This window comes from Streptomyces cyaneofuscatus (assembly GCF_042718795.1).
Lineage (GTDB): Bacteria > Actinomycetota > Actinomycetes > Streptomycetales > Streptomycetaceae > Streptomyces > Streptomyces cyaneofuscatus_A.
Genome location: NZ_JBHXOX010000006.1, coordinates 164,975 through 185,052, shown reverse-complemented (window position 1 = coordinate 185,052; position 20,078 = coordinate 164,975). Strand labels below are relative to the sequence as shown.

Genomic DNA, 20,078 nt, shown 5'->3' with positions numbered 1-20,078 from the left:
AGCCCCCAGGGACGGGGGACGGAAGCCCCGGGGACGGGGCGCGCGAGCCGTGACCGAGCCGAGGAGCCCCACGATGGCTGTGGCAGCCAAAAAGCGGGACCGTACCCACTACCTGTACATCGCCGTGATCGCCGCCGTGGCGCTCGGCATCCTGGTGGGCTTCGTGGCCCCCGGGGTGGCCGTCGAGCTCAAGCCCATCGGCGCCGGCTTCGTGAACCTGATCAAGATGATGATCTCGCCGATCATCTTCTGCACGATCGTGCTGGGCGTCGGCTCGGTGCGCAAGGCGGCCAAGGTCGGCGCGGTCGGCGGCCTGGCGCTCGGCTACTTCCTGGTCATGTCGACCGTCGCCCTCGCCATCGGCCTGCTGGTCGGCAACTTCCTGGAGCCCGGCTCCACCCTCCACATCACCGAGGCGGCCCGCGCCGCCGGGGAGAAGCAGGCGTCCGGTGCCAGCGAGTCCACCGTGGACTTCCTGCTCGGCATCATCCCGACCACCATCGTCTCCGCCTTCACGGCGGGCGAGGTGCTCCAGACCCTGCTGGTCGCGCTGCTCGCGGGCTTCGCGCTCCAGGCCATGGGCTCGGCGGGCGAGCCGATCATCCGCGGCATCACCCACATCCAGCGGCTCGTCTTCCGCATCCTCGCCATGATCATGTGGGCCGCCCCGTTCGGCGCGTTCGGCGCGATCGCGGCGGTGGTCGGCGAGACCGGCCTCGACGCCCTGAAGTCCCTGGCCATCATCATGATCGGCTTCTACGTCACCTGCGGTCTCTTCGTCTTCGTCGTGCTCGGCGCGATTCTGCGCCTGGTCGCCGGGGTCAACCTGTTCGCCCTGCTGAAGTACCTGGGCCGCGAGTTCCTGCTCATCCTCTCCACCTCCTCCTCCGAGTCCGCCCTGCCGCGGCTCATCGCGAAGATGGAGCACCTGGGGGTCAGCAAGCCCGTCGTCGGCATCACCGTGCCGACCGGCTACTCCTTCAACCTCGACGGCACAGCGATCTACCTCACGATGTCCTCGCTCTTCATCGCCAACGCGATGGGCGACCCGCTGAGCGCGAGCGAGCAGATCTCGCTGTTGATCTTCATGGTCATCGCCTCGAAGGGCGCGGCGGGTGTGACCGGCGCCGGCCTCGCGACCCTCGCGGGCGGCCTCCAGTCGCACCGCCCCGAACTCGTCGACGGGGTCGGCCTGATCGTCGGCATCGACCGCTTCATGAGCGAGGCCCGCGCCCTGACCAACTTCGCGGGCAACGCGGTCGCCACGGTCCTGGTCGGCCACTGGACCAAGGAGATCGACAAGGAGCGCGTCGGCGCGGTCCTCGCCGGACAGTTCCCGTTCGACGAGCGGACCCTGGTCGACGACGGCCACGGCGCCCCGGCCGACTCCACCGAGGTCCCCGAGCCGCGTGAGAAGGCGGCCGAGCCCGCCAAGGTCTGACCGGCCCTTTCCCGCCACTGCGACACCCCCCACCCAAGGACACCCGTATCCCCCGGTACGGGTGTCCTTGCCGCTGCGCGTCACCGAGGCGCCGGCGGCCCGCGCGAGCTGACGGCCGCGCGCTCCCGGCGCCGGCCTTGCCTTGACGTCGGCGTCAAGGATTACGGTCGGCCCATGCGAATCGGGGAGCTGGCCGAACGGGCCGGGACGACGACGCGGACGCTCCGCTACTACGAGTCGCGCGGGCTGCTGCCCGCGCGGCGGGCGGAGAACGGCTACCGCAGCTACGACGAGGGCGACCTGCGTCTCCTCCAGCAGATCAGGACCCTCCAGGACTTCGGGTTCGACCTGGAGGAGACCAGGCCCTTCGTCGACTGCCTGCGGGCCGGCCACCCGGCCGGGGACTCCTGTCCCGCCTCGCTCGCCGTCTACCGGCGCAAGCTCGACGAACTGGACGCGCTGATCGACCAGTTGCGTTCGGTACGTGCCGAGGTCGGCCTCCAGCTCACCCGAGCCGAACTGGAGGCGTCGGCCGGCCTGCCCGGTGGTCCGCCGCCCCGCTGCGAACTGGGAGACGAACGATGATCCGCACCGAAGACGCGACCGACGCGACCGACCTGACCGACGTGACCGACGTGGCCGACGTGAACGACGAGACCTTCGAGGCGGAGGTGCTGGGCTCCGCTCTGCCGGTGCTGGTCCAGTTCACCGCCGACTGGTGCGGCCCCTGCCGCCAACTCGCCCCGGTGCTCCGGGAGATCGCCCGGCAGGAGGCCGGACGGATCAGGGTCGTCCAGCTCGACGTCGACCGCAACCCCGGTGTCACCGTCCGCTTCGGCGTGATGGCGACACCGACCCTGATGGTCTTCCGGGCGGGCGAACCGGTGACGTCGATGGTCGGCACCCGGCCGAAGCGCAAGCTGCTCCAGGAACTGGAGGACGTCCTCGCCGCCGCGTGACCGGCAGCGCGGAGAAGGGGCCCGTCCCGTGTCGGCCATGACACGGGACGGGCCCCTTCACCGTGGCTCAGCCCCTCACGTCGGCCGGAACCACACCGTCGCCAGCGGCGGCAGCGTCAGGGAGATGCTGGACGGGCGGCCGTGTGCGGGCACCGCTTCGGCCTTGAGCGGCTCCGCGTTGCGTACGTCGCTGCCGCCGTACCGGTCCGCGTCCGTGTTCAGGACCTCCACCCAGCCCTCGGTCCCGGTCTCCGGCACCCCGAGGCGGTAGTCGTGCCGGACCACCGGGGAGAAGTGCGAGACCGCGAGCAGCGGCGAGCCGTCCGCGTCGTAGCGCAGGAACGCGAAGACGTTGTCCTCGGCCGCCCCGCCGTCCACCCAGCTGAACCCCTCCGGCACGGTGTCGCGCTGCCACAGCGCGGGCACCGCCCCGTACACCGCGTTCAGGTCGCCCACCAGGTTGCGCACCCCGCGGTGGTCGCCGGAGGCCTCGTACGTCGGGTCGAGCAGCCACCAGTCCGGTCCGTGGCCCTCCGACCACTCCGCGCCCTGGGCGAACTCCTGCCCCATGAAGAGGAGTTGCTTGCCGGGGTGGGCCCACATGAAGCCCAGGTAGGCGCGGTGCGTGGCGCGCTGCTGCCACCAGTCGCCCGGCATCTTCGCCACCAGCGCCCGCTTGCCGTGCACCACCTCGTCGTGCGAGATCGGCAGCACGTAGTTCTCGCTGTACGCGTACACCATCGAGAACGTCATCTCGTTGTGGTGGTACTTGCGGTGCACCGGCTCCTTCGCCACGTACAGCAGCGAGTCGTGCATCCAGCCCATGTTCCACTTCAGCCCGAAGCCCAGGCCGCCGCTGTCGGTGGGCCGGGTGACGCCGTCCCAGGCGGTGGACTCCTCGGCGATCGTCACGACGCCCGGATTGCGCCGGTAGACCGTCGCGTTCATCTCCTGGAGGAAGGCGACCGCGTCCCAGTTCTCGCGCCCGCCCTGGTCGTTGGGCGACCACTGGCCGTCCTCGCGGGAGTAGTCGAGGTAGAGCATCGAGGCGACGGCGTCGACCCGCAGCCCGTCGATGTGGAACTCCTCGCACCAGTACGTGGCGTTGGCGACCAGGAAGTTGCGTACCTCGGTGCGGCCGTAGTCGAACTCCAGCGTCCCCCAGTCCGGGTGCGCCGCGCGCTGCGGGTCGGCGTGCTCGTACAGCGGCCGCCCGTCGAACTCGGCCAACGCCCAGTCGTCACGCGGGAAGTGGGCCGGGACCCAGTCCATGATGACGCCGATACCCGCCCGGTGCAGGGCGTCCACCAGATACCGGAAGTCGTCCGGGGTGCCCATCCGGGAGGTCGGCGCGTAGAAGCCGGTGACCTGGTAGCCCCAGGAGCCGCCGAAGGGGTGCTCGGAGACCGGCATCAGCTCGACGTGCGTGAAGCCGAGGTCCTTGACGTACGAGGGAAGCTGGTCGGCGAGTTGACGGTAGGTCAGGCCCGGTCGCCAGGAGGCGAGGTGGACCTCGTAGACGGAGAAAGGGGCCTCGTGGACCGGGCGGTCGCCCCGGTGCGCCATCCAGTCATCGTCCCGCCACTCGTGGTGCGAGGCGGTGACCACCGAGGCGGTCGCGGGCGGGACCTCGGTGCGACGGGCCATCGGGTCGGCCCGGACCGTGTGCGAACCGTCCGGGCGGCAGATGTCGTACTTGTAGAGCGCGCCCTCGCCGATCCCGGGCAGGAACAGCTCCCACACCCCGGTCGAGCCGAGCGAACGCATCGGCAGAGCCGTACCGTCCCAGTACGTGAAGTCACCGGTCACCCGCACCCCGCGCGCGTTCGGCGCCCACACGGTGAACCGGGTCCCGGCCACCCCCTGGTGGACCATCGGCTCCGAGCCGAGCGCCCGCCACAGCTCCTCGTGGCGGCCCTCCGCGATCAGATGCAGGTCCAGCTCGCCCAGCGAGGGCCAGAAGCGGTACGGGTCGTCCACCTCGATGGTGTTGTCCTCGTACGCGACCCGGAGACGGTAGGCCGGGACCTCCTTCACCGGCACCACCCCGGAGAAGAACCCGTCCCCGTCGTCGTGCAGTTCGGCCTGTACGTCATCGGTCAGCACCGTCACCGAGCGGGCGAACGGGCGCAGCGCCCGGACCAGCACCCCGCCCGGGATCGGCCGGGCGCCGAGCACGGCGTGCGGGTCGTGGTGGTCACCGGCCAGCAGCCGGCCGCGGTCGGCGAGGTCCAGGGCCGGTGCGGGACGGGCGCTCGCGTCGCCGGCCTGCCGGGGGAGCGGAGGGACGGCGGCCGCGCGCCCCGGCCGGGCACGCTTGGCGGAAGCGGAAGCGGAAGCGGAAGCGGAAGCGGGCGCGGGTGCGGCTGCGGGCTCGGTCGTCGTCGCGGCGGCCTCCGCGGCCTCGGCGGTTTCCGCAGGGGCGGTCGCGGGCACGGTCTCCACGCTCACGGCTTCGGGGGCGGCGGCTTCGGCGGTCTTGCGGGATCCCTTACGGGACGGCTTGCGGGCGGTCACAGGGACTGCCTCCTCGGAGGGGTTCGGAGGGCGGAGGGGAGATGAGGGGAGTGGGGGCTCAGGCCGCGGCGGACTGGGCCAGGCGCTGGATGGCGGCCATCGGGACCGGCAGCCAGTCGGGGCGGTGCCGGGCCTCGTACACCACCTCGTACACCGCCTTGTCCGTCTCATGGGCGCGCAGCAGCTCCGGCTCGCCGCGCGGATCGGTGCCCGACGCGAGCGCGTACCCCTCGCAGTAGGCGGCACGGCAGCGGGCCGCCCACTCGGGGTTCCACGGGCGGTGCGAGCGGGCCGCGTAGTCGAAGGAGCGCAGCATGCCCGCCACATCGCGGACCGGGGGGGCCGGGCGGCGGCGCTCGTCCAGCGGGCGGGCCGGTTCGCCCTCGAAGTCGATCAGCGACCAGAAGCCGTCGGGGGAGCGGAGCGCCTGGCCGAGATGGAGGTCGCCGTGCACCCGGTGCTGCGCCCAGCCGCCGCCCCGGTGCCCGAGCGCCGTGACGGCGTCGAACGCGGTGCGCAGGGCGGGGACGTACGGGACGAGGGCGGGCACCGCCTGGGCGGCGGCCTCCAGACGCTGGGTCATCTGGGCGATGAGCTGCCGGGTCTGCGTGCCGTGCAGTGCCGGGGTGGGCAGGGCCGCGGCGAGCGCGGTGTGCACCTCGGCGGTGGCCCGGCCCAGCGCCCGTGCCTCGGGGATGAAGTCGCGGCCCGCCGTGAGCGCGGTCAGGGCGAGCTGCCAGCCGTCCCGTGCGCCGTGCAGGAACGGCTGGAGGACACCGAGGGTGAGCGGTTCGGGGCCGGGGGCCTCGAACCAGGCGACCGGCGCCGGCACCCGGTCGCACCCCTCGCGGGCCAGGGCGAGCGGCAGCTCCAGATCCGGGTTGGTGCCCGGGAAGACCCGGCGGAAGATCTTGAGGATGTACGCATCGCCGTAGACCAGCGAGGTGTTGGACTGTTCGGCGTCCAGCACCCGGGGCGCGAGACCGGCCGGGATCGCGGCGGTCTGCTCGAAGCGGAGGGCGCCGAGAGTCCCCGATACGCGGAACCGTTCCAGCAGGAGGTCCGCCAGGCGCGGATCGTGCAGCGCGTCGTAGACCGTCCGCCCGGCCAGCGGTCCGCGCTCCACCCGGCCGATCAGGGCTCCGGCGAGCGTGGTCGGCAGCGAACTCCGTACGCCGATCAGGATCTGGTAGCAGTCGTCCGCCGGGCGGTCCGACGGCGACGGCTGCTGGGCCCGGACCAGCAGATGGAGCAGACCGGGCCCGGCGCTGCCGTCCAGCGGCAGCATCTCGGTGGCCGCGACCAGGGCGAAACCGGTGACCGGCCGGCCCTTTCCGGCGAACCACCGCTGCCGCGGCAGCCATTGATGGAGCAGGGGGGCGAGGGACGGCAGCAGGGCGCCGTCCACCGTACTGCTCGGGGTCGCGCTGTTCCTCGTGCTCTTCGCCAGGGCGACGTGAGTGGATGCACGCTCCGACATGGCATCGCGTCCTTTCCCCGGGCACACAGGATGCGAAGAGTGTCCCGGATTGCGGCAATGGCTGTCCGGCTGTGCGGGACGTGTCGGGACAGGAAGGTGCTGAGGGACTCGAACGGCCGAACCGTGAAGCGCTGGGCCGGGAAGGCCCGGTACGGGACGGGTGCCCCGTGCGGGACGGCGGAAACCGCCCCGCACGGGTCGCGGACACATCAGGCCGGCGGCGCGTCCTTGCGCAGCCGGAACCAGTAGAAGCCGTGTCCCGCCAGTGTCAGCAGGTAGGGCCACTGGCCGATGGCCGGGAAGCGTACCCCGCCGATCAATTCCACCGGATGACGTCCGTTGAACGATCGGAGGTCCAGTTCCGTCGGCTGCGCGAACCGCGAGAAGTTGTGCACGCACAGGACGAGGTCGTCCTTGTACTCACGGGTGAACGCCAGCACCGCCGGGTTGGAGGACGGCAGCTCGGTGTACTCGCCGAGCCCGAAGGCCGGGTTCTGCTTGCGGATCTCGATCATCCGCCGGGTCCAGTGCAGCAGCGAGGACGGCGAGGCCATCGACGCCTCGACGTTGGTGACCTGGTAGCCGTAGACCGGGTCCATGATCGTGGGGAGGTAGAGCCGCCCCGGATCGCTGGAGGAGAACCCGGCGTTGCGGTCGGGCGTCCACTGCATCGGGGTGCGGACCGCGTCCCGGTCGCCGAGCCAGATGTTGTCGCCCATCCCGATCTCGTCCCCGTAGTAGAGGATCGGGGAGCCGGGCAGCGACAGCAGCAGCGCGGTGAACAACTCGATCTGGTTGCGGTCGTTGTCCAGCAGTGGGGCCAGGCGCCGCCGGATGCCGATGTTGGCGCGCATCCGCGGGTCCTTGGCGTACTCCGCGTACATGTAGTCGCGCTCTTCGTCCGTGACCATTTCGAGGGTCAGCTCGTCGTGGTTGCGCAGGAAGATGCCCCATTGGCAGTTCTTCGGGATCTCCGGGGTCTTCGCCAGGATTTCCGAGACCGGGTAGCGGCTCTCGCGGCGCACGGCCATGAAGATGCGCGGCATGACGGGGAAGTGGAACGCCATGTGGCACTCGTCGCCGCCCGCCTCGTAGTCGCCGAAGTAGTCGACGACGTCCTCCGGCCACTGGTTGGCCTCGGCGAGGAGCACGGTGTCCGGGTAGTTGGCGTCGATCTCCTTGCGGACCCGCTTGAGGAAGTGGTGGGTCTCGGGGAGGTTCTCGCAGTTGGTGCCCTCGCGCTGGTAGAGGTAGGGCACCGCGTCGACCCGGAAGCCGTCGATGCCCAGGTCCAGCCAGAAGCGCAGGGCGGCCATGATCTCTTCCTGCACGGCCGGGTTCTCGTAGTTGAGGTCCGGCTGGTGTGAGAAGAAGCGGTGCCAGTAGTACTGCTTGCGCACCGGGTCGAAGGTCCAGTTGGACGTCTCGGTGTCGACGAAGATGATCCGGGCGTCCTGGAACTGCTTGTCGTCGTCCGCCCAGACGTAGTAGTCGCCGTACGGCCCGTCCGGGTCGGTGCGGGACTGCTGGAACCACTCGTGCTGGTCGCTCGTGTGGTTCATGACGAAGTCGATGATGACGCGCATGCCCCGCTGGTGCGAGGCGTCCACGAACTCCACGAAGTCGGCGAGGTCGCCGAACTCCGGCAGCACGGCGGTGTAGTCGGAGACGTCGTAACCACCGTCGCGCAGCGGCGACTTGAAGAACGGCGGCAGCCAGAGACAGTCGACACCGAGCCACTGGAGGTAGTCCAGTTTGGCGGTGATGCCCTTGAGGTCGCCGATTCCGTCGCCGTTGGAGTCCTGGAAGGACCGGACGAGCACCTCGTAGAAGACGGCGCGCTTGAACCAGTCGGGATCACGGTCCTTGGCGGGGGTGTCCTCGAACGTGTCGTGGACAGGCTCATTGACGATCATGGTGTGGGTGACCCTCCGGTCGGCGGGGACGGTCGCAGGACGGCGATGTGCGCGGGCGTGATGCCCGGCTCTAGGCGCACATAGAAGGCCCTGCCCCAGTGATAGGTGTCGCCGGTGAGCTCGTCGCGCACCGGTACGCGCTCGTGCCCCTGAAGGCCGAGCCGCTCCATGTCCAACGAGACCGTGGCCTCCTGGGTGTGGTGCGGGTCGAGGTTCACGACCACCAGAACGGTGTTCGAACCGGAACACCTGCTGTAGACGATCACCGACTCGTTGTCGGCGTGGTGGAAGTGGACGTCACGCAACTGCTGGAGCGCGGGGTTGCGTCGTCGGATCCGGTTCAGCGAGGTGATCAGGGGCGTCAGGGTACGGCCCTCGCGCTCCGCCGACTCCCAGTCCCTCGGGCGCAGTTCGTACTTCTCCGAGTGCAGGTACTCCTCGCTCCCCGGCTTGGCCGGAGTGTTCTCGCACAGCTCGAATCCCGCGTAGACGCCCCAGGACGGGGCGAGGGTGGCGGCGAGCACGGCCCGTGCCTCGAAGGCCGGGCGGCCGCCGTGCTGGAGGTAGCCCGGCAGGATGTCCGGGGTGTTCACGAAGAAGTTGGGCCGCATGTACGAGGCGGCGTCCCCCGACAGCTCCGTGACGTACTCCGTCAGCTCCTGCTTGGTGTTCCGCCAGGTGAAGTACGTGTACGACTGCTGGAACCCGACCGCGCCCAGGGTGTGCATCATCGCCGGGCGGGTGAACGCCTCCGCCAGGAAGATGACATCGGGGTCGGTGCCGTTGACCTCCGCGATCACCTTCTCCCAGAAGACCACCGGCTTGGTGTGCGGGTTGTCGACGCGGAAGATCCGTACGCCGTGGTCCATCCAGAGGCGCAGGATCCGTACCGTCTCCGCCACCAGACCGCGCATGTCCTTGTCGAAGGCGATCGGGTAGATGTCCTGGTACTTCTTCGGCGGGTTCTCGGCGTACGCGATCGAGCCGTCGGGCCGGTGGTGGAACCAGTCCGGGTGGTCCTTGACCCACGGGTGGTCCGGCGAGCACTGGAGCGCGAAGTCCAGCGCGATTTCCATCCGGAGGTTGCGGGCCACCTCCACGAAGTGGTCGAAGTCCTCCAGGGTGCCCAGCTCCGGGTGGATCGCGTCGTGCCCGCCGTCCGGCGAACCGATCGCCCACGGCACGCCCGGATCGTGCTCACCGGGCGTCAGGGTGTTGTTCGGGCCCTTGCGGTGGGTCGTCCCGATCGGGTGGATCGGGGGCAGGTACACGACGTCGAACCCCATGGCGGCGACCGCCGGCAGCCGCTCGGCCGCCGTCCGGAAGGTGCCGCTGACCAGTCGCGTCTCCGCGCCCGGCGAGGTGTCGGCCGGGTCCACCGGCACCCGCTTCGCCCCCTCCGAGCGGGGGAACAGCTCGTACCACGACCCGTACAGCGCCCGCTCGCGCTCCACGCGCACCGCCAGCGGCTTGGACCGGGTGACCAGTTCGCGCAGCGGGTGGCGGCCGAGGACGGCCTCGGCGGCCGGGGTCAGGGAGGCGGCCAGCCGGGCGGCCGGGGAGTGGCCGGTGTCGCGCAGCGCGTCCACCGCGGCGAGCACCGCCTCACGCCCGTTCTTCTTCGGTACGCCGGCGGCGGCCCGCTCCAGCAGCGCCGCGCCCTCCGCCAGCACCAGATCGGTGTCGATGCCCGCCGGGATCTTGATCGCCGCGTGGTGGCGCCAGGTGGCGACCGGGTCGCTCCACGCCTCCACCGTGTACGTCCAGCGGCCCTCGGCGTCCGGGGTGATCTCCGCGCCCCACCGGTCGGTGCCCGGGGCCAGCTCGCGCATCGGGGTCCACGGTCCCACCCGTCCGCTCGGATCGCGCAGGACGACGTTGGCCGCCACCGCGTCATGGCCTTCGCGGAAGACGGTGGCGGTGACCTGGAAGGTCTCACCGACGACCGCCTTCGCCGGCCGTCTGCCGCAGTCGACGAGGGGACGGACGTCCAGGACGGGAATACGACCGATCATGGAATCACCTGGGGGCTGGAGGAGCTCGGCGTGCAGGGGAGACGGCACGGATGCGGAGGACCGACCGCGCGTGCCGCGATGATGGGAATCTGTCCTTTGTAGCTGCTCAGCTGACTGCTGACGGGCTGTGGGCATGGCCGCTCCTGTCCGCGTTCACCCGAATGGCACTCGAATGGGTGGGTCACGGGGGTTTCACGCATGTTTCGGATGCGCTGGGGAGGGTGTGCGGGCCGGGTCGTGCTGCGTACGGGGAAGTGCCGGGAAGAGTCCTGGGAACACCGGGAAAGCCTTCCCCGCGTTCGTCCGCGGGAAATCCGGCGCCGTGTTAACTACTCGGTCGTAACCGCTCGGTCAGGTCCGGGTCGGGGTCCGGTGGCGCCCGGCGTACGCCCCACGGCGTACGGGAGACCTAAGCGCCCTCACAGGTTCCGGATACCCGCTCTGCGGCGCCACACGGCAGCCTTCCCTGTGACAGGAAGGTCCACAAGGCTGCGTACGGGAACGAAATCGGCCAAACCCGCAGGTGAAGGGTGGGGTGGGAGACGGCCGGTGGTGCGCGTGGTGCTGCTGGGGGGAGGCGCCCGGCGCCCGCTCCCGGACTGTGTGAGCCGTCCACGCGCCGTGGCAGGCGGCCACGGACGGCCGCTACCGTCGAGGGTGACGGAAGGGACGCACACCGTGGTGCGTCCGCTCGGATGCGCAAGTCCCCTGTAAAGGTGGAGTACGTGAAGGCCATTCGTCGATTCACCGTGCGTCCTGTCCTCCCCGAACCCCTCCGACCCCTCCACGACCTCGCGCGCAACCTGCGCTGGTCGTGGCACACCGAGACCCGCGAGCTGTTCCGGTCCGCCGACCCCGAGGGGTGGCGGCCCGCGGACGCCGACCCCGTACGGCTGCTCGGCTCCCTGACCGCCGGGCGCCTGGCCGAACTGGGCCGGGACGAGGAGTACCTGGGCCGCCTGGCCGAGGCCTCCGCCGACCTGAAGGAGTATTTGGACGGCCCCCGCTGGTACCAGGAACAGCAGGCGGCCGGCGCCGAACTCCCCTCCGCCATCGCCTACTTCTCACCCGAGTTCGGCGTCACCGCCGCACTGCCCCAGTACAGCGGCGGCCTCGGCATCCTCGCCGGCGACCACCTCAAGGCCGCCAGCGACCTGGGCGTTCCGCTCATCGGTGTCGGACTGCTCTACCGCCACGGCTACTTCCGCCAGAGCCTCTCCCGCGAGGGCTGGCAGCAGGAGCACTATCCGGTCCTCGACCCCAACGAACTCCCGCTCGACCTGGTCCGCGAGGCCGACGGCACCCCCGCCCGGGTGGTGCTCGCCCTGCCCGGCGGGCGCTCGCTGTACGCCTCGATCTGGCTGGCCCGGGTCGGCCGCGTCCCGCTCCTCCTCCTGGACTCCGACGTCGAGGAGAACGCGCCGGGCGAGCGCGACGTCACCGACCGGCTCTACGGCGGCGGCAGCGACCACCGCCTCCTCCAGGAGATGCTGCTCGGCATCGGCGGGGTGCGCGCCGTGCGCACCTGGTGCCGGCTCACCCGGACCCCGGAGCCGGAGGTGTTCCACACCAACGAGGGCCACGCCGGCTTCCTCGGTCTGGAGCGCATCCGGGAACTGGCCGCCGACGGGCTCGACTTCGAGGCGGCCCTCGAAGTGGTCCGGGCCGGGACCGTCTTCACCACCCACACCCCGGTACCCGCCGGGATAGACCGTTTCGACCGGCAGCTGATCGCCCGCCACTTCGGCGACGACGGCGAGCTGAGCGGCGTACCCGTGGAGAAGATCCTGCGCCTGGGCCGGGAGACCTACCCCGGCGGGGAGCCCGAGCTGTTCAACATGGCGGTGATGGGCCTTCGGCTCGCCCAGCGCGCCAACGGCGTCTCCACGCTCCACGGGGCCGTCAGCCGGGAGATGTTCTCCGGGCTCTGGCCGGGCTTCGACCCCGCCGACGTGCCGATCACCTCCGTCACCAACGGGGTGCACGCCCCGACCTGGGTCGCCCCCGAGGTCTTCCGCCTCGGCGCCGGACAGGTCGGCACCGGCCGCGCCCACCAGGTCCTGGCGGGCGGACCGGTGGACGGTGAGGCCTCCTCCTCGCCGCAGGCAGGCACCCCGCGCCGCTGGGACGCGGTCGGCGGGATCGGCGACCAGGAGATCTGGGAGCTGCGCCGCGAATTGCGCGGCCAACTGGTGACCGAGGTCCGCCGCCGCCTCTACGCCTCCTGGCGCAGGCGCGGCGCGGGCACCGCCGAGCTGGGCTGGATCGACGACGTCCTCGACCCGGACGTCCTCACCATCGGCTTCGCCCGCCGCGTCCCCTCGTACAAGCGTCTTACGCTGATGCTGCGCGACCGCGACCGGCTGCGGGAGCTCCTCCTGCACCCGACGCACCCGATCCAGATCGTGGTGGCGGGCAAGGCCCACCCCGCCGACGACGGTGGCAAGCGGCTGGTCCAGGAGCTGGTGCGGTTCGCGGACGACCCGCGGGTGCGCCACCGGATCGTCTTCCTGCCGGACTACGGCATGGGCATGGCGCAGAAGCTCTATCCGGGCTGCGACGTCTGGCTCAACAACCCGCTGCGCCCGCTGGAGGCGTGCGGCACGAGCGGGATGAAGGCCGCGCTCAACGGCTGCCTCAACCTCTCCGTGCGCGACGGCTGGTGGGACGAGTGGTTCGACCCGGACTTCGGCTGGGAGATCCCCACCGCCGACGGCTCGGCGGTCGACGAGGACCGCCGCGACGAGTTGGAGGCGGGCGCCCTGTACGCCCTGATCGAGGACCGGGTCGCCCCGCGCTTCTACGACCGGGGCGCCACGGAGCTGCCCGACCGGTGGATCGAGATGGTCCGCTCGACCCTGGTCAACCTGGGGCCGAAGGTGCTCGCGGGGCGGATGGTGCGCGAGTACGTGGAGCGGCTCTACGCCCCCGCCGCACAGTCCCGGCGGGCGCTCGGCCCGGCGGTGGCGCGGGACCTGGCTCAGTGGAAGGCGAAGGTCCGGGCGGCCTGGCCGGAGGTCTCCGTCGACCATGTGGAGTCGGTCACCGGCACCGTGGCGGGCGGCTCGGCGGAGCTGGGGGCGACCCTGTCGCTCCGGGTGCGGATCGCCCTCGGCGGCCTGGACCCGGACGACGTCGAGGTGCAGGTGGTGGCGGGCCGGGTCGACTCGGCCGACGCCATCGTGGACGCCCAGGTCTTCCCGCTGAAGCCGGCGGGCGGCCATGACCTGGAGGACCGCTGGCTGTACGAGGGCCCGCTCGCCCTGGACCGGACGGGACCGTACGGCTACACGGTGCGCGTCCTGCCCTCGCACGAACTGCTGGCCACCGGAGCCGAGTTGGGCCTGGTCGCGGTGCCGAACGAGGCGACGGGGGAGGGTGCGGGCGTACTGATGCGCTGAGTCGAGCGGACGTGGGGCCCGTTACCGCGAGGCGCGGTGCCGGGCCCCAGGCCGACAACCCGGCCTGACGGTCGGTGCGTTGAGCATGGCGAACGGCCCGGCAGGCGAGCAGAACCCCTGCCGGGCCGTTCGGTCTCGTGCGGTGGAGCGGTGATCCCGTGGGGTCAGAAGGTGAGCTTGACGCTGTTGATGCGGCCGGTGTCCGCTCGCGCGACGTCCTGGACCTTCAGCTTCCAGGCTCCGTTGGCCACCTCGGACGAGGCGTTGACCGTGTAGGTCGCCACCACGTTGTCCGCGGAGTCGCCGGAGGAGGAGTTCTTCAGCCGGTAGGCGGTGCCGTCCGGGGCCACCAGGTCGATCACGAGGTCACCGCGGTAGGTGTGCGTGATGTTGACGTCGACCTTGAGGGTGCTCGGGGCGTTGCCGGTGACACCGGTGACGTTGACCGTGCTGGTGACGGCCGCGCCCGCGTCCGGGATGTTCACGGCGGTGTTGTTCTCGAAGACCTTGCCGCCCGGGTCGCCGCCGCCGGGACGGGCACCCACGTTGATGCCGGCCCACGCGTTGGCCACGGCCGTGTACTCGGGGCTGGTGGCGCCGTACAGCTCACTGGCGACCGCGAGCGTGCCGGTGCGGGCGGCGGCGTAGTTGGTCGTCGAGGTGAACTTGGTGGTGAGCGCCTTGAACCAGATCAGCGAGGCCTTGTCCCGGCCGATGCCGGTGACCGGCAGCCCGTCGGAGGTCGGCGAGTCGTAGCTGACGCCGTTGATCGTCTTGGCGCCGCTGCCCTCGGAGAGCAGGTAGTACCAGTGGTTGGCCGGGCCCGAGGAGTAGTGGACGTCGATGCCGCCGATGCCGGAGTACCAGGCGTCCTTGGAGCTGCCGTCCTTGCTCGGCTTGTCCATGTAGCGCAGCGGCGTGCCGTTGCCCCGGATGTCGATCTTCTCGCCGACCAGGTAGTCGCCCTGGTCCTGGGCGTTGTTCGCGTTGAACTCGACGGCGGCCGCGAAGATGTCGGACGTCGCCTCGTTGAGGCCGCCGGACTCACCGCTGTAGACCAGCTTGGCCGTGACCGAGGTCAGGCCGTGGGTCATCTCGTGGGCGGCCACGTCGATGGAGGTCAGCGGCTTGACGTTGCCGTCGCCGTCGCCGTACGTCATGCAGAAGCAGCTGTCCTGCCAGAACGCGTTGACGTAGTTGTTGCCGTAGTGGACGCGGGAGTACGCGCCGACCCCGTCGCCGCGCAGGCCGTTGCGGCCGTGCACGTTCTTGAAGTAGTCCCAGGTGAGCGCGGCGCCGTAGTGGGCGTCGGCGCCGGCCGTCTCCAGGTTCTGCGGGGTGCCGTTGCCCCACACGTCCGTGGAGTTGGTGAAGAGCGAACCGGTGCCGGAGGTGCCCCGGTTCAGGTTGTACGTCTTGTGGCTGCCGCGCGCGGTGTCGGTCAGCGTGTACGAGGGCGCGGTGCCCAGCGTCACCTGGCCGCTGTACTGGGTGTTGCCGGTCCCGTTGTGGACGGCCTGCCACTCGTACAGCTTCTCGCCGGAGGCCGCGTCGGTGATGACGTGCAGCTCGTTGGGGGTGCTGTCGTGCTGGAGTCCGCCGACCACCGTCTCGTAGGCGAGCTGCGGGGAGCCGCTGCCCAGCCAGACGACCTTGCGCGGCGCCTTCTCCGCCTTCGTCGCCTTCGAGCCCTCGGTCTTCGCCGCACCGAGCGCCTGCTTCTCGGCGGCGGCCGGGGCCACGTCGGGGTCAAGGCCGACGGCCTTCAGCTGGGCGGTGGTCGCCTTCGACGCCTTGACGACGCTGAGGGTCTTGCCGGCCGTCGTCTCCTGGACCACCAGGTCGCCGCCGAGGACGGGGAGCCCGTCGAGGGTGCGCTCGTAGCGGGTGTGCGTCGTGCCGTCCCGGTCCTGGACGACATCGCGGACGACGAGCTTCTCCGTGGCGCCGAGCCCGAGCTCCTTGGCGGTGGCCGCCTTGGTGGCGTCGGCCTCGCTGAGGAGCGCGGCGCGCTGGGCGGGGGAGAGCTTGGCGGGGAGCGAACCCGGGTCGGCCTTCGTGCCGGCGGTGATCCCGCCGGCCGGGGCGGCCGAGGCCGGGGTGGCGGTGGCGGCGCCGGACTGCAGTCCGACGGCGATCATGGCTGCTGCGGCTATCAGAGCGCCGGTCGCGGTGGTGCGACGGCTGGGCGTGGATCTCACGCGGACTCCTTCTGCGAGGGGGGTTACCCGGCGGCGCTGGATGAGCCGTCCGGGACGGTGCAGGCGGTGCGCAGAACGGGGTGAAGAGTGTCAGCAGATCCGTGCGCCTGTCAGGAGCGCGTCAACAAGTTGGCCGGAATTCGTTCGTTGCCGGAAAGGTCATGTTCGTTAAGCGGACGTTTCGCCGATCATTGCCGGAATGTTGCCGGGGTGTGGGAAGGCCCGTATTCACAGGGTGCGCACAGGTTCGGTGCGCCGGGGGCACAAGCGAACGGTGCCCCCGGAAGCAGTTACCGCCCAGCTGGTGAGACGGGGGCGGGTTCTGGCCAGATGTCGCCAGCGGAACGGTCGGGCCGGAGTTGCGTCCGCCGGATACACCGCGTCGAGGAGTTCCCGTACGAAGCGGTCCAGGTCGTCCAGTCCCGCTGCCGCCGGGGTGTCCGGACCGCCTTCGCCTCCCGGACCCTGCACCGCTTCATGAGTGCGGAGCGGACCCGGCTGCGGAACGGGGCGGTGCGGCTGCTTCCGGGGTGAAGGCGTGACCGGTAGGCGTGGAATGTGGTGTTCCTGTGTGCGGGATGTGTGTCGTCTCACACGAATCGGTCGCCTGTCGGGTGCAACCCCGCACCACCGGTGACAGTCACACCCATTGGCCTCACCCGTGTCTCCTCCACACCTTCGAAACCGGACGGCCCTCCCAGCCTTCGGGCCGTTGCGGCGGCCCCCAGACTCCCCAGAGGACCTCGCCCCATGAAGATCCGCCGCGCTCTGGCCGTCGCAGCAGCGACCGCTGTTCTCGCCCCGGTCACCCTGCTCTCGTCCCCGGCCGCCTTCGCGACCCCGAGCCCCACCCCGGAGGCGACCGAGACCGCCACCGCGTCGGAGGAGCCCGGGACGCCGCCCGCGGACGAGGAGACCGACACCGTGCCCGTCGCCCCGGAGGGGGAGAACCTCCCTGCCGAGGAGGAGGGTGAGGAGAAGCTCCCGGCCGACGAGGAGAAGCAGGACGAGGAGAAGCAGGCGGAGAAGCCCTCGGGCGAGGAGGAGAAGCCCGGGGACAAGCCCGAGTCCCCCTCCGCCACCCCGCCCACCCCGGCCCCGTCCGTCACCTCGCCCAGTGACATCTGCCAGGACACGGAGGAGCCGCAGACCGACGAGAACCTGCGCACCTCGCTCTCCGGTCTTCCCACCGAGGTCATCGCGGGCAGCGGGTTCCACGGCTTCCAGCTGAACGTGGAGAACAAGGGCGGCAAGGCCTACCAGCGGGTCGACCTCGGTCTCATCGCCGCGCAGATCGACGACGACAACTGGCTGCCGAACACCGACCACCTCACGCTCCAGTTCAAGGACCCGGAGACGGGCGTCTGGACGGACATCTCGCTCGACCAGGACGACGAGGTCATCGGCTACATCGGCTACACCGGCATCCGGGCCAAGGAGTCCTTCTCGATCGACCTGCGCCTGAGCGTCGACAAGCAGGCGCCCGAGGGCTTCGGCTTCGCCTTCATCATCGGCCTCTACGCCGACGAGGAGGGCAACTGCGTCTACCCCGAGGGCCAGGAGTTCTACGAGTTCGACGTCCTCGCCGCCGACGCCGACGCGGGCGAGCCCAACGAGGCCGAGCCCCAGACGGGCGGCAAGAGGCCGGTCCCGGCCAAGCCCGTCGGCAACACGGAGATCAAGCCCGAGGGCACCCTCGCCCAGACCGGGTCGGACTCCAACCTGCCGGTCATCGCGACCATCGGCGGCGTGGCGATCCTCGCCGGCGCCGGTGTCGTCTTCGCGCTGGGCCGCCGCCGCAAGGGCGACGCGACCGCCTGACGTACGAACGCGAGGGGGGTGCCGCTGCCCGGCCGGGCAACGGCACCCCCCTCCGTCGTCGCGAGCCGTTTGCGGCGGCAGGAACGGTTCGGCTCAAGGAGGGGAATCGGTCCCGCCGGCTGGACGGCCGGAATTCGACCGCCTGGGTCTGCCGTATGCGGTACGGCCGGGACCATGACGGGAGAGGGTGCTCGTGGACGGCAATACGCCGGCCGATCACCGCGGGGGCGCTGCCCGCGAAGGAGCGCGGCACCTGGCCGGCACGCCTTGCGGCCGGTGCCTCGGAAAGGACACCCCTTGTCTGTGTCGCCCGTGTTCCGCAACTACGTCGACATCATCCTCGACGGCCTGGCCGAGGAGCCTGGCCACGAGATCCTTGTGAGCGGCGAACACCGCCTCACCTCGGGCGAGTTCCGTTCACTGGTCCACCGGCTGGCGCACGCCCTGCGGGAGTGCGGGGTCGGTCCGGGACGGACGGTGACGCTGCTGTGCGGGAATCTCCCGGAGACGATGGCCGTGCGGTACGCGGTCAACCTGCTGGGCGCGCACTTCAACCACCTGTACAACCGGCTCTCGGCCGACGTGCAGGCCCTGATGATGGCCGATGTCGACACGTACGCGCTCATCGTCGATCCCCGGCTCGCGGACCGGGCGGCCGAACTCCTCGGCCGGGTGCCGCCCGTGGCGCATGTCCTGCTGCTGGGCGGCGCGCCCGCGGGTGCGGACGGGGAGGAGCGGAAGCTGGGCGAGGACCTGCTCGCTCTCGCCGAGAAGCAGCCGGGCACCCCCGTGGCCAGTGCCGCGCGCGCCGACGACCTGTGCTTCATCCGCCATTCGGGCGGTACGACCGGTCACCCCAAGGGGGTGCGCAGTACGTTCGGCAGGATGCAGGAGGGCATCGCGCGGACCCGTGAGCTGTTCAGCGGAACGGGCCGGCGGGATCTGGTGTGCACGCCGTTGTCCCATGCCGCCGGGTTCATCGCGGACAGCACCCTGTCCGCCGGCGGGACGGTCGTGCTCCACTACGTCTTCGATCCGGCCGACATCCTCTCCACGATCGCCCGGGAGCGGATCACCAACATGATGCTCCTGCCGCCGCTGCTGTACCAGGTGCTCGACCACCCGGACATCGAGCACGCCGACCTCTCCAGCCTGCGTCAGATCACCTACGGCGGCACGCCGTCCTCACCGGCCCGGATCGCCGAGGCCGTACGCCGGCTGGGCCCCGTCCTGCAGCAGGGGTACGGGCAGTTCGAGGCGGGCGCGGTCAGCGTGCTGCCCGCCGCCGAACACGCCCCGGACCGGCCGGAGATCCTCCGCACGGCCGGACGCCCGGTACCCGGCGTCGAGGTCGAGATCCGTGACGAGGCCGGACGGGTTCTGCCGGCCGGCGAGGTCGGGGAGATCTGTGTCCGCTCCGACCAGATGATGGAGGGCTACTGGAAGAACCCCGAACTCACCGCCCAGGTCCTGCGGGACGGCTGGATGCACACCGGCGACCTGGGCCTGCTCGACGAGCGGGGCTACCTGAGCGTCGTCGACCGGATCAAGGACATGATCCCGGTGGTCGGCGGCCATGTGTACACCATCGAACTGGAGGACTTCCTCAACACCCACCCCGCCGTGCGGCAGAGCGCCGTCTACGGCGTGCGGAGCGCGGGCGGCCACGAACGCATCCACACCACCGTGGTGACCGCACCCGGTTCCACGGTCACCGCAGAGGAGCTGCGGACGTGGGTCGGGGACGGCCGCGGCCCTCTGTACGAACCCGATCACGTCGACTTCGCCGACGCCTTGCCGCTCACCGACGCGGGCAAGCCCGACAAGAAGCTCCTACGAGCGGCCGCGGTTGCCCGGCAGGGCCGCACACCGTAGTTCGTCCGGCAAGCCGTCCCCGTACGGAAGGCCTCGGTCTCTCCTGGTGTCCGGCCCCCGGCTACCCCGGCAACAGGAACAGGTCACAGGTGCGCATCGAGGAACTCCCGCATCTGGCCCTTGCTGTGCACACCGATCCTCTTGCCGATGACCGTGCCGTCCTTGAACAGCAGCATGGTCGGGACGGAGTCTTCCTTGTAGCGGGGCAGGGTGCCCGGGTCGTGGTCGATGTCGAGGGCCGCGATGGTGAGGCGTCCGGCGTATTCGTCGGAGAGGTCCTCCAGGACCGGGGTCATGATCTTGCACGGTCCCGCCCATTCCGCCCAGAAGTAGGCCAGTACCGGCCCGCCCGCATGGACCACCGTGGTGTCGAAGGTGTCGTCGGTGACGGTCACCAGGGCCATGACGCAACTCCGTTCGGTCGAGATTCCGTCCGAGGGCGCCTCCGCACA

The 20,078-nt window shown here is 70.8% G+C and carries 12 protein-coding genes and 2 pseudogenes; 7 read left to right on the top strand and 7 right to left on the bottom strand.

Features of this window, described 5'->3' with window-relative positions:
• The first annotated feature begins 73 nt into the window (after positions 1 to 73).
• The 3 genes from ACFWRT_RS08410 to ACFWRT_RS08400 all read left to right on the top strand — a co-directional run bounded on the left by ACFWRT_RS08410 (position 74) and on the right by ACFWRT_RS08400 (position 2,400).
• Complete coding sequence (locus tag ACFWRT_RS08410) at positions 74 to 1,441, top strand: cation:dicarboxylate symporter family transporter (RefSeq protein ID WP_380949993.1); 1,368 nt, start codon at positions 74 to 76, stop codon at positions 1,439 to 1,441.
• Positions 1,442 to 1,615: 174 nt separating this feature from the next.
• Positions 1,616 to 2,026 (top strand): MerR family transcriptional regulator, encoded by a 411-nt coding sequence (locus tag ACFWRT_RS08405; protein WP_380949992.1) that lies wholly within the window; start codon positions 1,616 to 1,618, stop codon positions 2,024 to 2,026.
• Positions 2,023 to 2,400, top strand: a complete 378-nt coding sequence (locus ACFWRT_RS08400) for a thioredoxin family protein (protein WP_380949991.1) — start codon at positions 2,023 to 2,025, stop codon at positions 2,398 to 2,400. The genes ACFWRT_RS08405 and ACFWRT_RS08400 overlap by 4 nt, the downstream gene beginning before the upstream one ends.
• 75 nt (positions 2,401 to 2,475) lie before the next feature.
• Here ACFWRT_RS08400 and glgB read toward each other — a convergent pair whose 3' ends face one another.
• The 4 genes from glgB to ACFWRT_RS08380 form a co-directional block, all read right to left on the bottom strand.
• The gene (gene glgB, locus ACFWRT_RS08395) at positions 2,476 to 4,917 is read right to left on the bottom strand and encodes a 1,4-alpha-glucan branching enzyme (protein WP_380949990.1); all 2,442 of its coding nucleotides are present in this window, start codon (positions 4,915 to 4,917) and stop codon (positions 2,476 to 2,478) included.
• Positions 4,918 to 4,975: 58 nt separating this feature from the next.
• Positions 4,976 to 6,397: a maltokinase N-terminal cap-like domain-containing protein gene (locus ACFWRT_RS08390; protein ID WP_380949989.1), complete on the bottom strand. Its 1,422-nt coding sequence runs from the start codon at positions 6,395 to 6,397 to the stop codon at positions 4,976 to 4,978.
• A gap of 209 nt (positions 6,398 to 6,606) precedes the next feature.
• Positions 6,607 to 8,313, bottom strand: coding sequence for a maltose alpha-D-glucosyltransferase (treS, locus tag ACFWRT_RS08385; protein ID WP_380949988.1), 1,707 nt, complete (start codon positions 8,311 to 8,313; stop codon positions 6,607 to 6,609).
• Positions 8,310 to 10,328 (bottom strand): alpha-1,4-glucan--maltose-1-phosphate maltosyltransferase, encoded by a 2,019-nt coding sequence (locus ACFWRT_RS08380; RefSeq protein ID WP_380949987.1) that lies wholly within the window; start codon positions 10,326 to 10,328, stop codon positions 8,310 to 8,312. The genes treS and ACFWRT_RS08380 overlap by 4 nt, the downstream gene beginning before the upstream one ends.
• 725 nt (positions 10,329 to 11,053) lie before the next feature.
• Between ACFWRT_RS08380 and glgP the strand changes: the two genes are divergently transcribed.
• Entirely contained in the window at positions 11,054 to 13,729 is a 2,676-nt protein-coding gene (gene glgP, locus ACFWRT_RS08375) for an alpha-glucan family phosphorylase (protein ID WP_380949986.1), read from the top strand.
• Positions 13,730 to 13,893: 164 nt separating this feature from the next.
• Here the strand turns inward: glgP and ACFWRT_RS08370 are convergent, their stop codons facing one another.
• Positions 13,894 to 15,930 carry a M4 family metallopeptidase gene (locus ACFWRT_RS08370; protein ID WP_380949985.1) on the bottom strand — a complete coding sequence of 679 codons (2,037 nt, stop codon included), beginning with the start codon at positions 15,928 to 15,930 and terminating at the stop codon, positions 13,894 to 13,896.
• A 357-nt stretch (positions 15,931 to 16,287) separates the two neighbouring features.
• Positions 16,288 to 16,377: pseudogene (locus ACFWRT_RS08365) on the bottom strand (TetR/AcrR family transcriptional regulator); the annotation flags it as partial.
• Here ACFWRT_RS08365 and ACFWRT_RS08360 point away from each other — a divergent pair.
• The 3 genes and pseudogenes from ACFWRT_RS08360 to ACFWRT_RS08350 all read left to right on the top strand — a co-directional run.
• A pseudogene (locus ACFWRT_RS08360) lies at positions 16,360 to 16,464 on the top strand (FAD-dependent monooxygenase); the annotation flags it as partial. The pseudogenes ACFWRT_RS08365 and ACFWRT_RS08360 sit on opposite strands and share 18 nt — an antisense overlap.
• A gap of 216 nt (positions 16,465 to 16,680) precedes the next feature.
• Positions 16,681 to 17,751 carry an LPXTG cell wall anchor domain-containing protein gene (locus ACFWRT_RS08355; RefSeq protein WP_380949984.1) on the top strand — a complete coding sequence of 357 codons (1,071 nt, stop codon included), beginning with the start codon at positions 16,681 to 16,683 and terminating at the stop codon, positions 17,749 to 17,751.
• A gap of 297 nt (positions 17,752 to 18,048) precedes the next feature.
• Complete coding sequence (locus ACFWRT_RS08350) at positions 18,049 to 19,626, top strand: AMP-binding protein (RefSeq protein WP_380949983.1); 1,578 nt, start codon at positions 18,049 to 18,051, stop codon at positions 19,624 to 19,626.
• 83 nt (positions 19,627 to 19,709) lie between these two features.
• On the opposite strand, the gene ACFWRT_RS08345 is transcribed toward ACFWRT_RS08350, so the two are convergent.
• Positions 19,710 to 20,030 (bottom strand): thioredoxin family protein, encoded by a 321-nt coding sequence (locus ACFWRT_RS08345; RefSeq protein ID WP_380949982.1) that lies wholly within the window; start codon positions 20,028 to 20,030, stop codon positions 19,710 to 19,712.
• Positions 20,031 to 20,078: the final 48 nt, after the last annotated feature.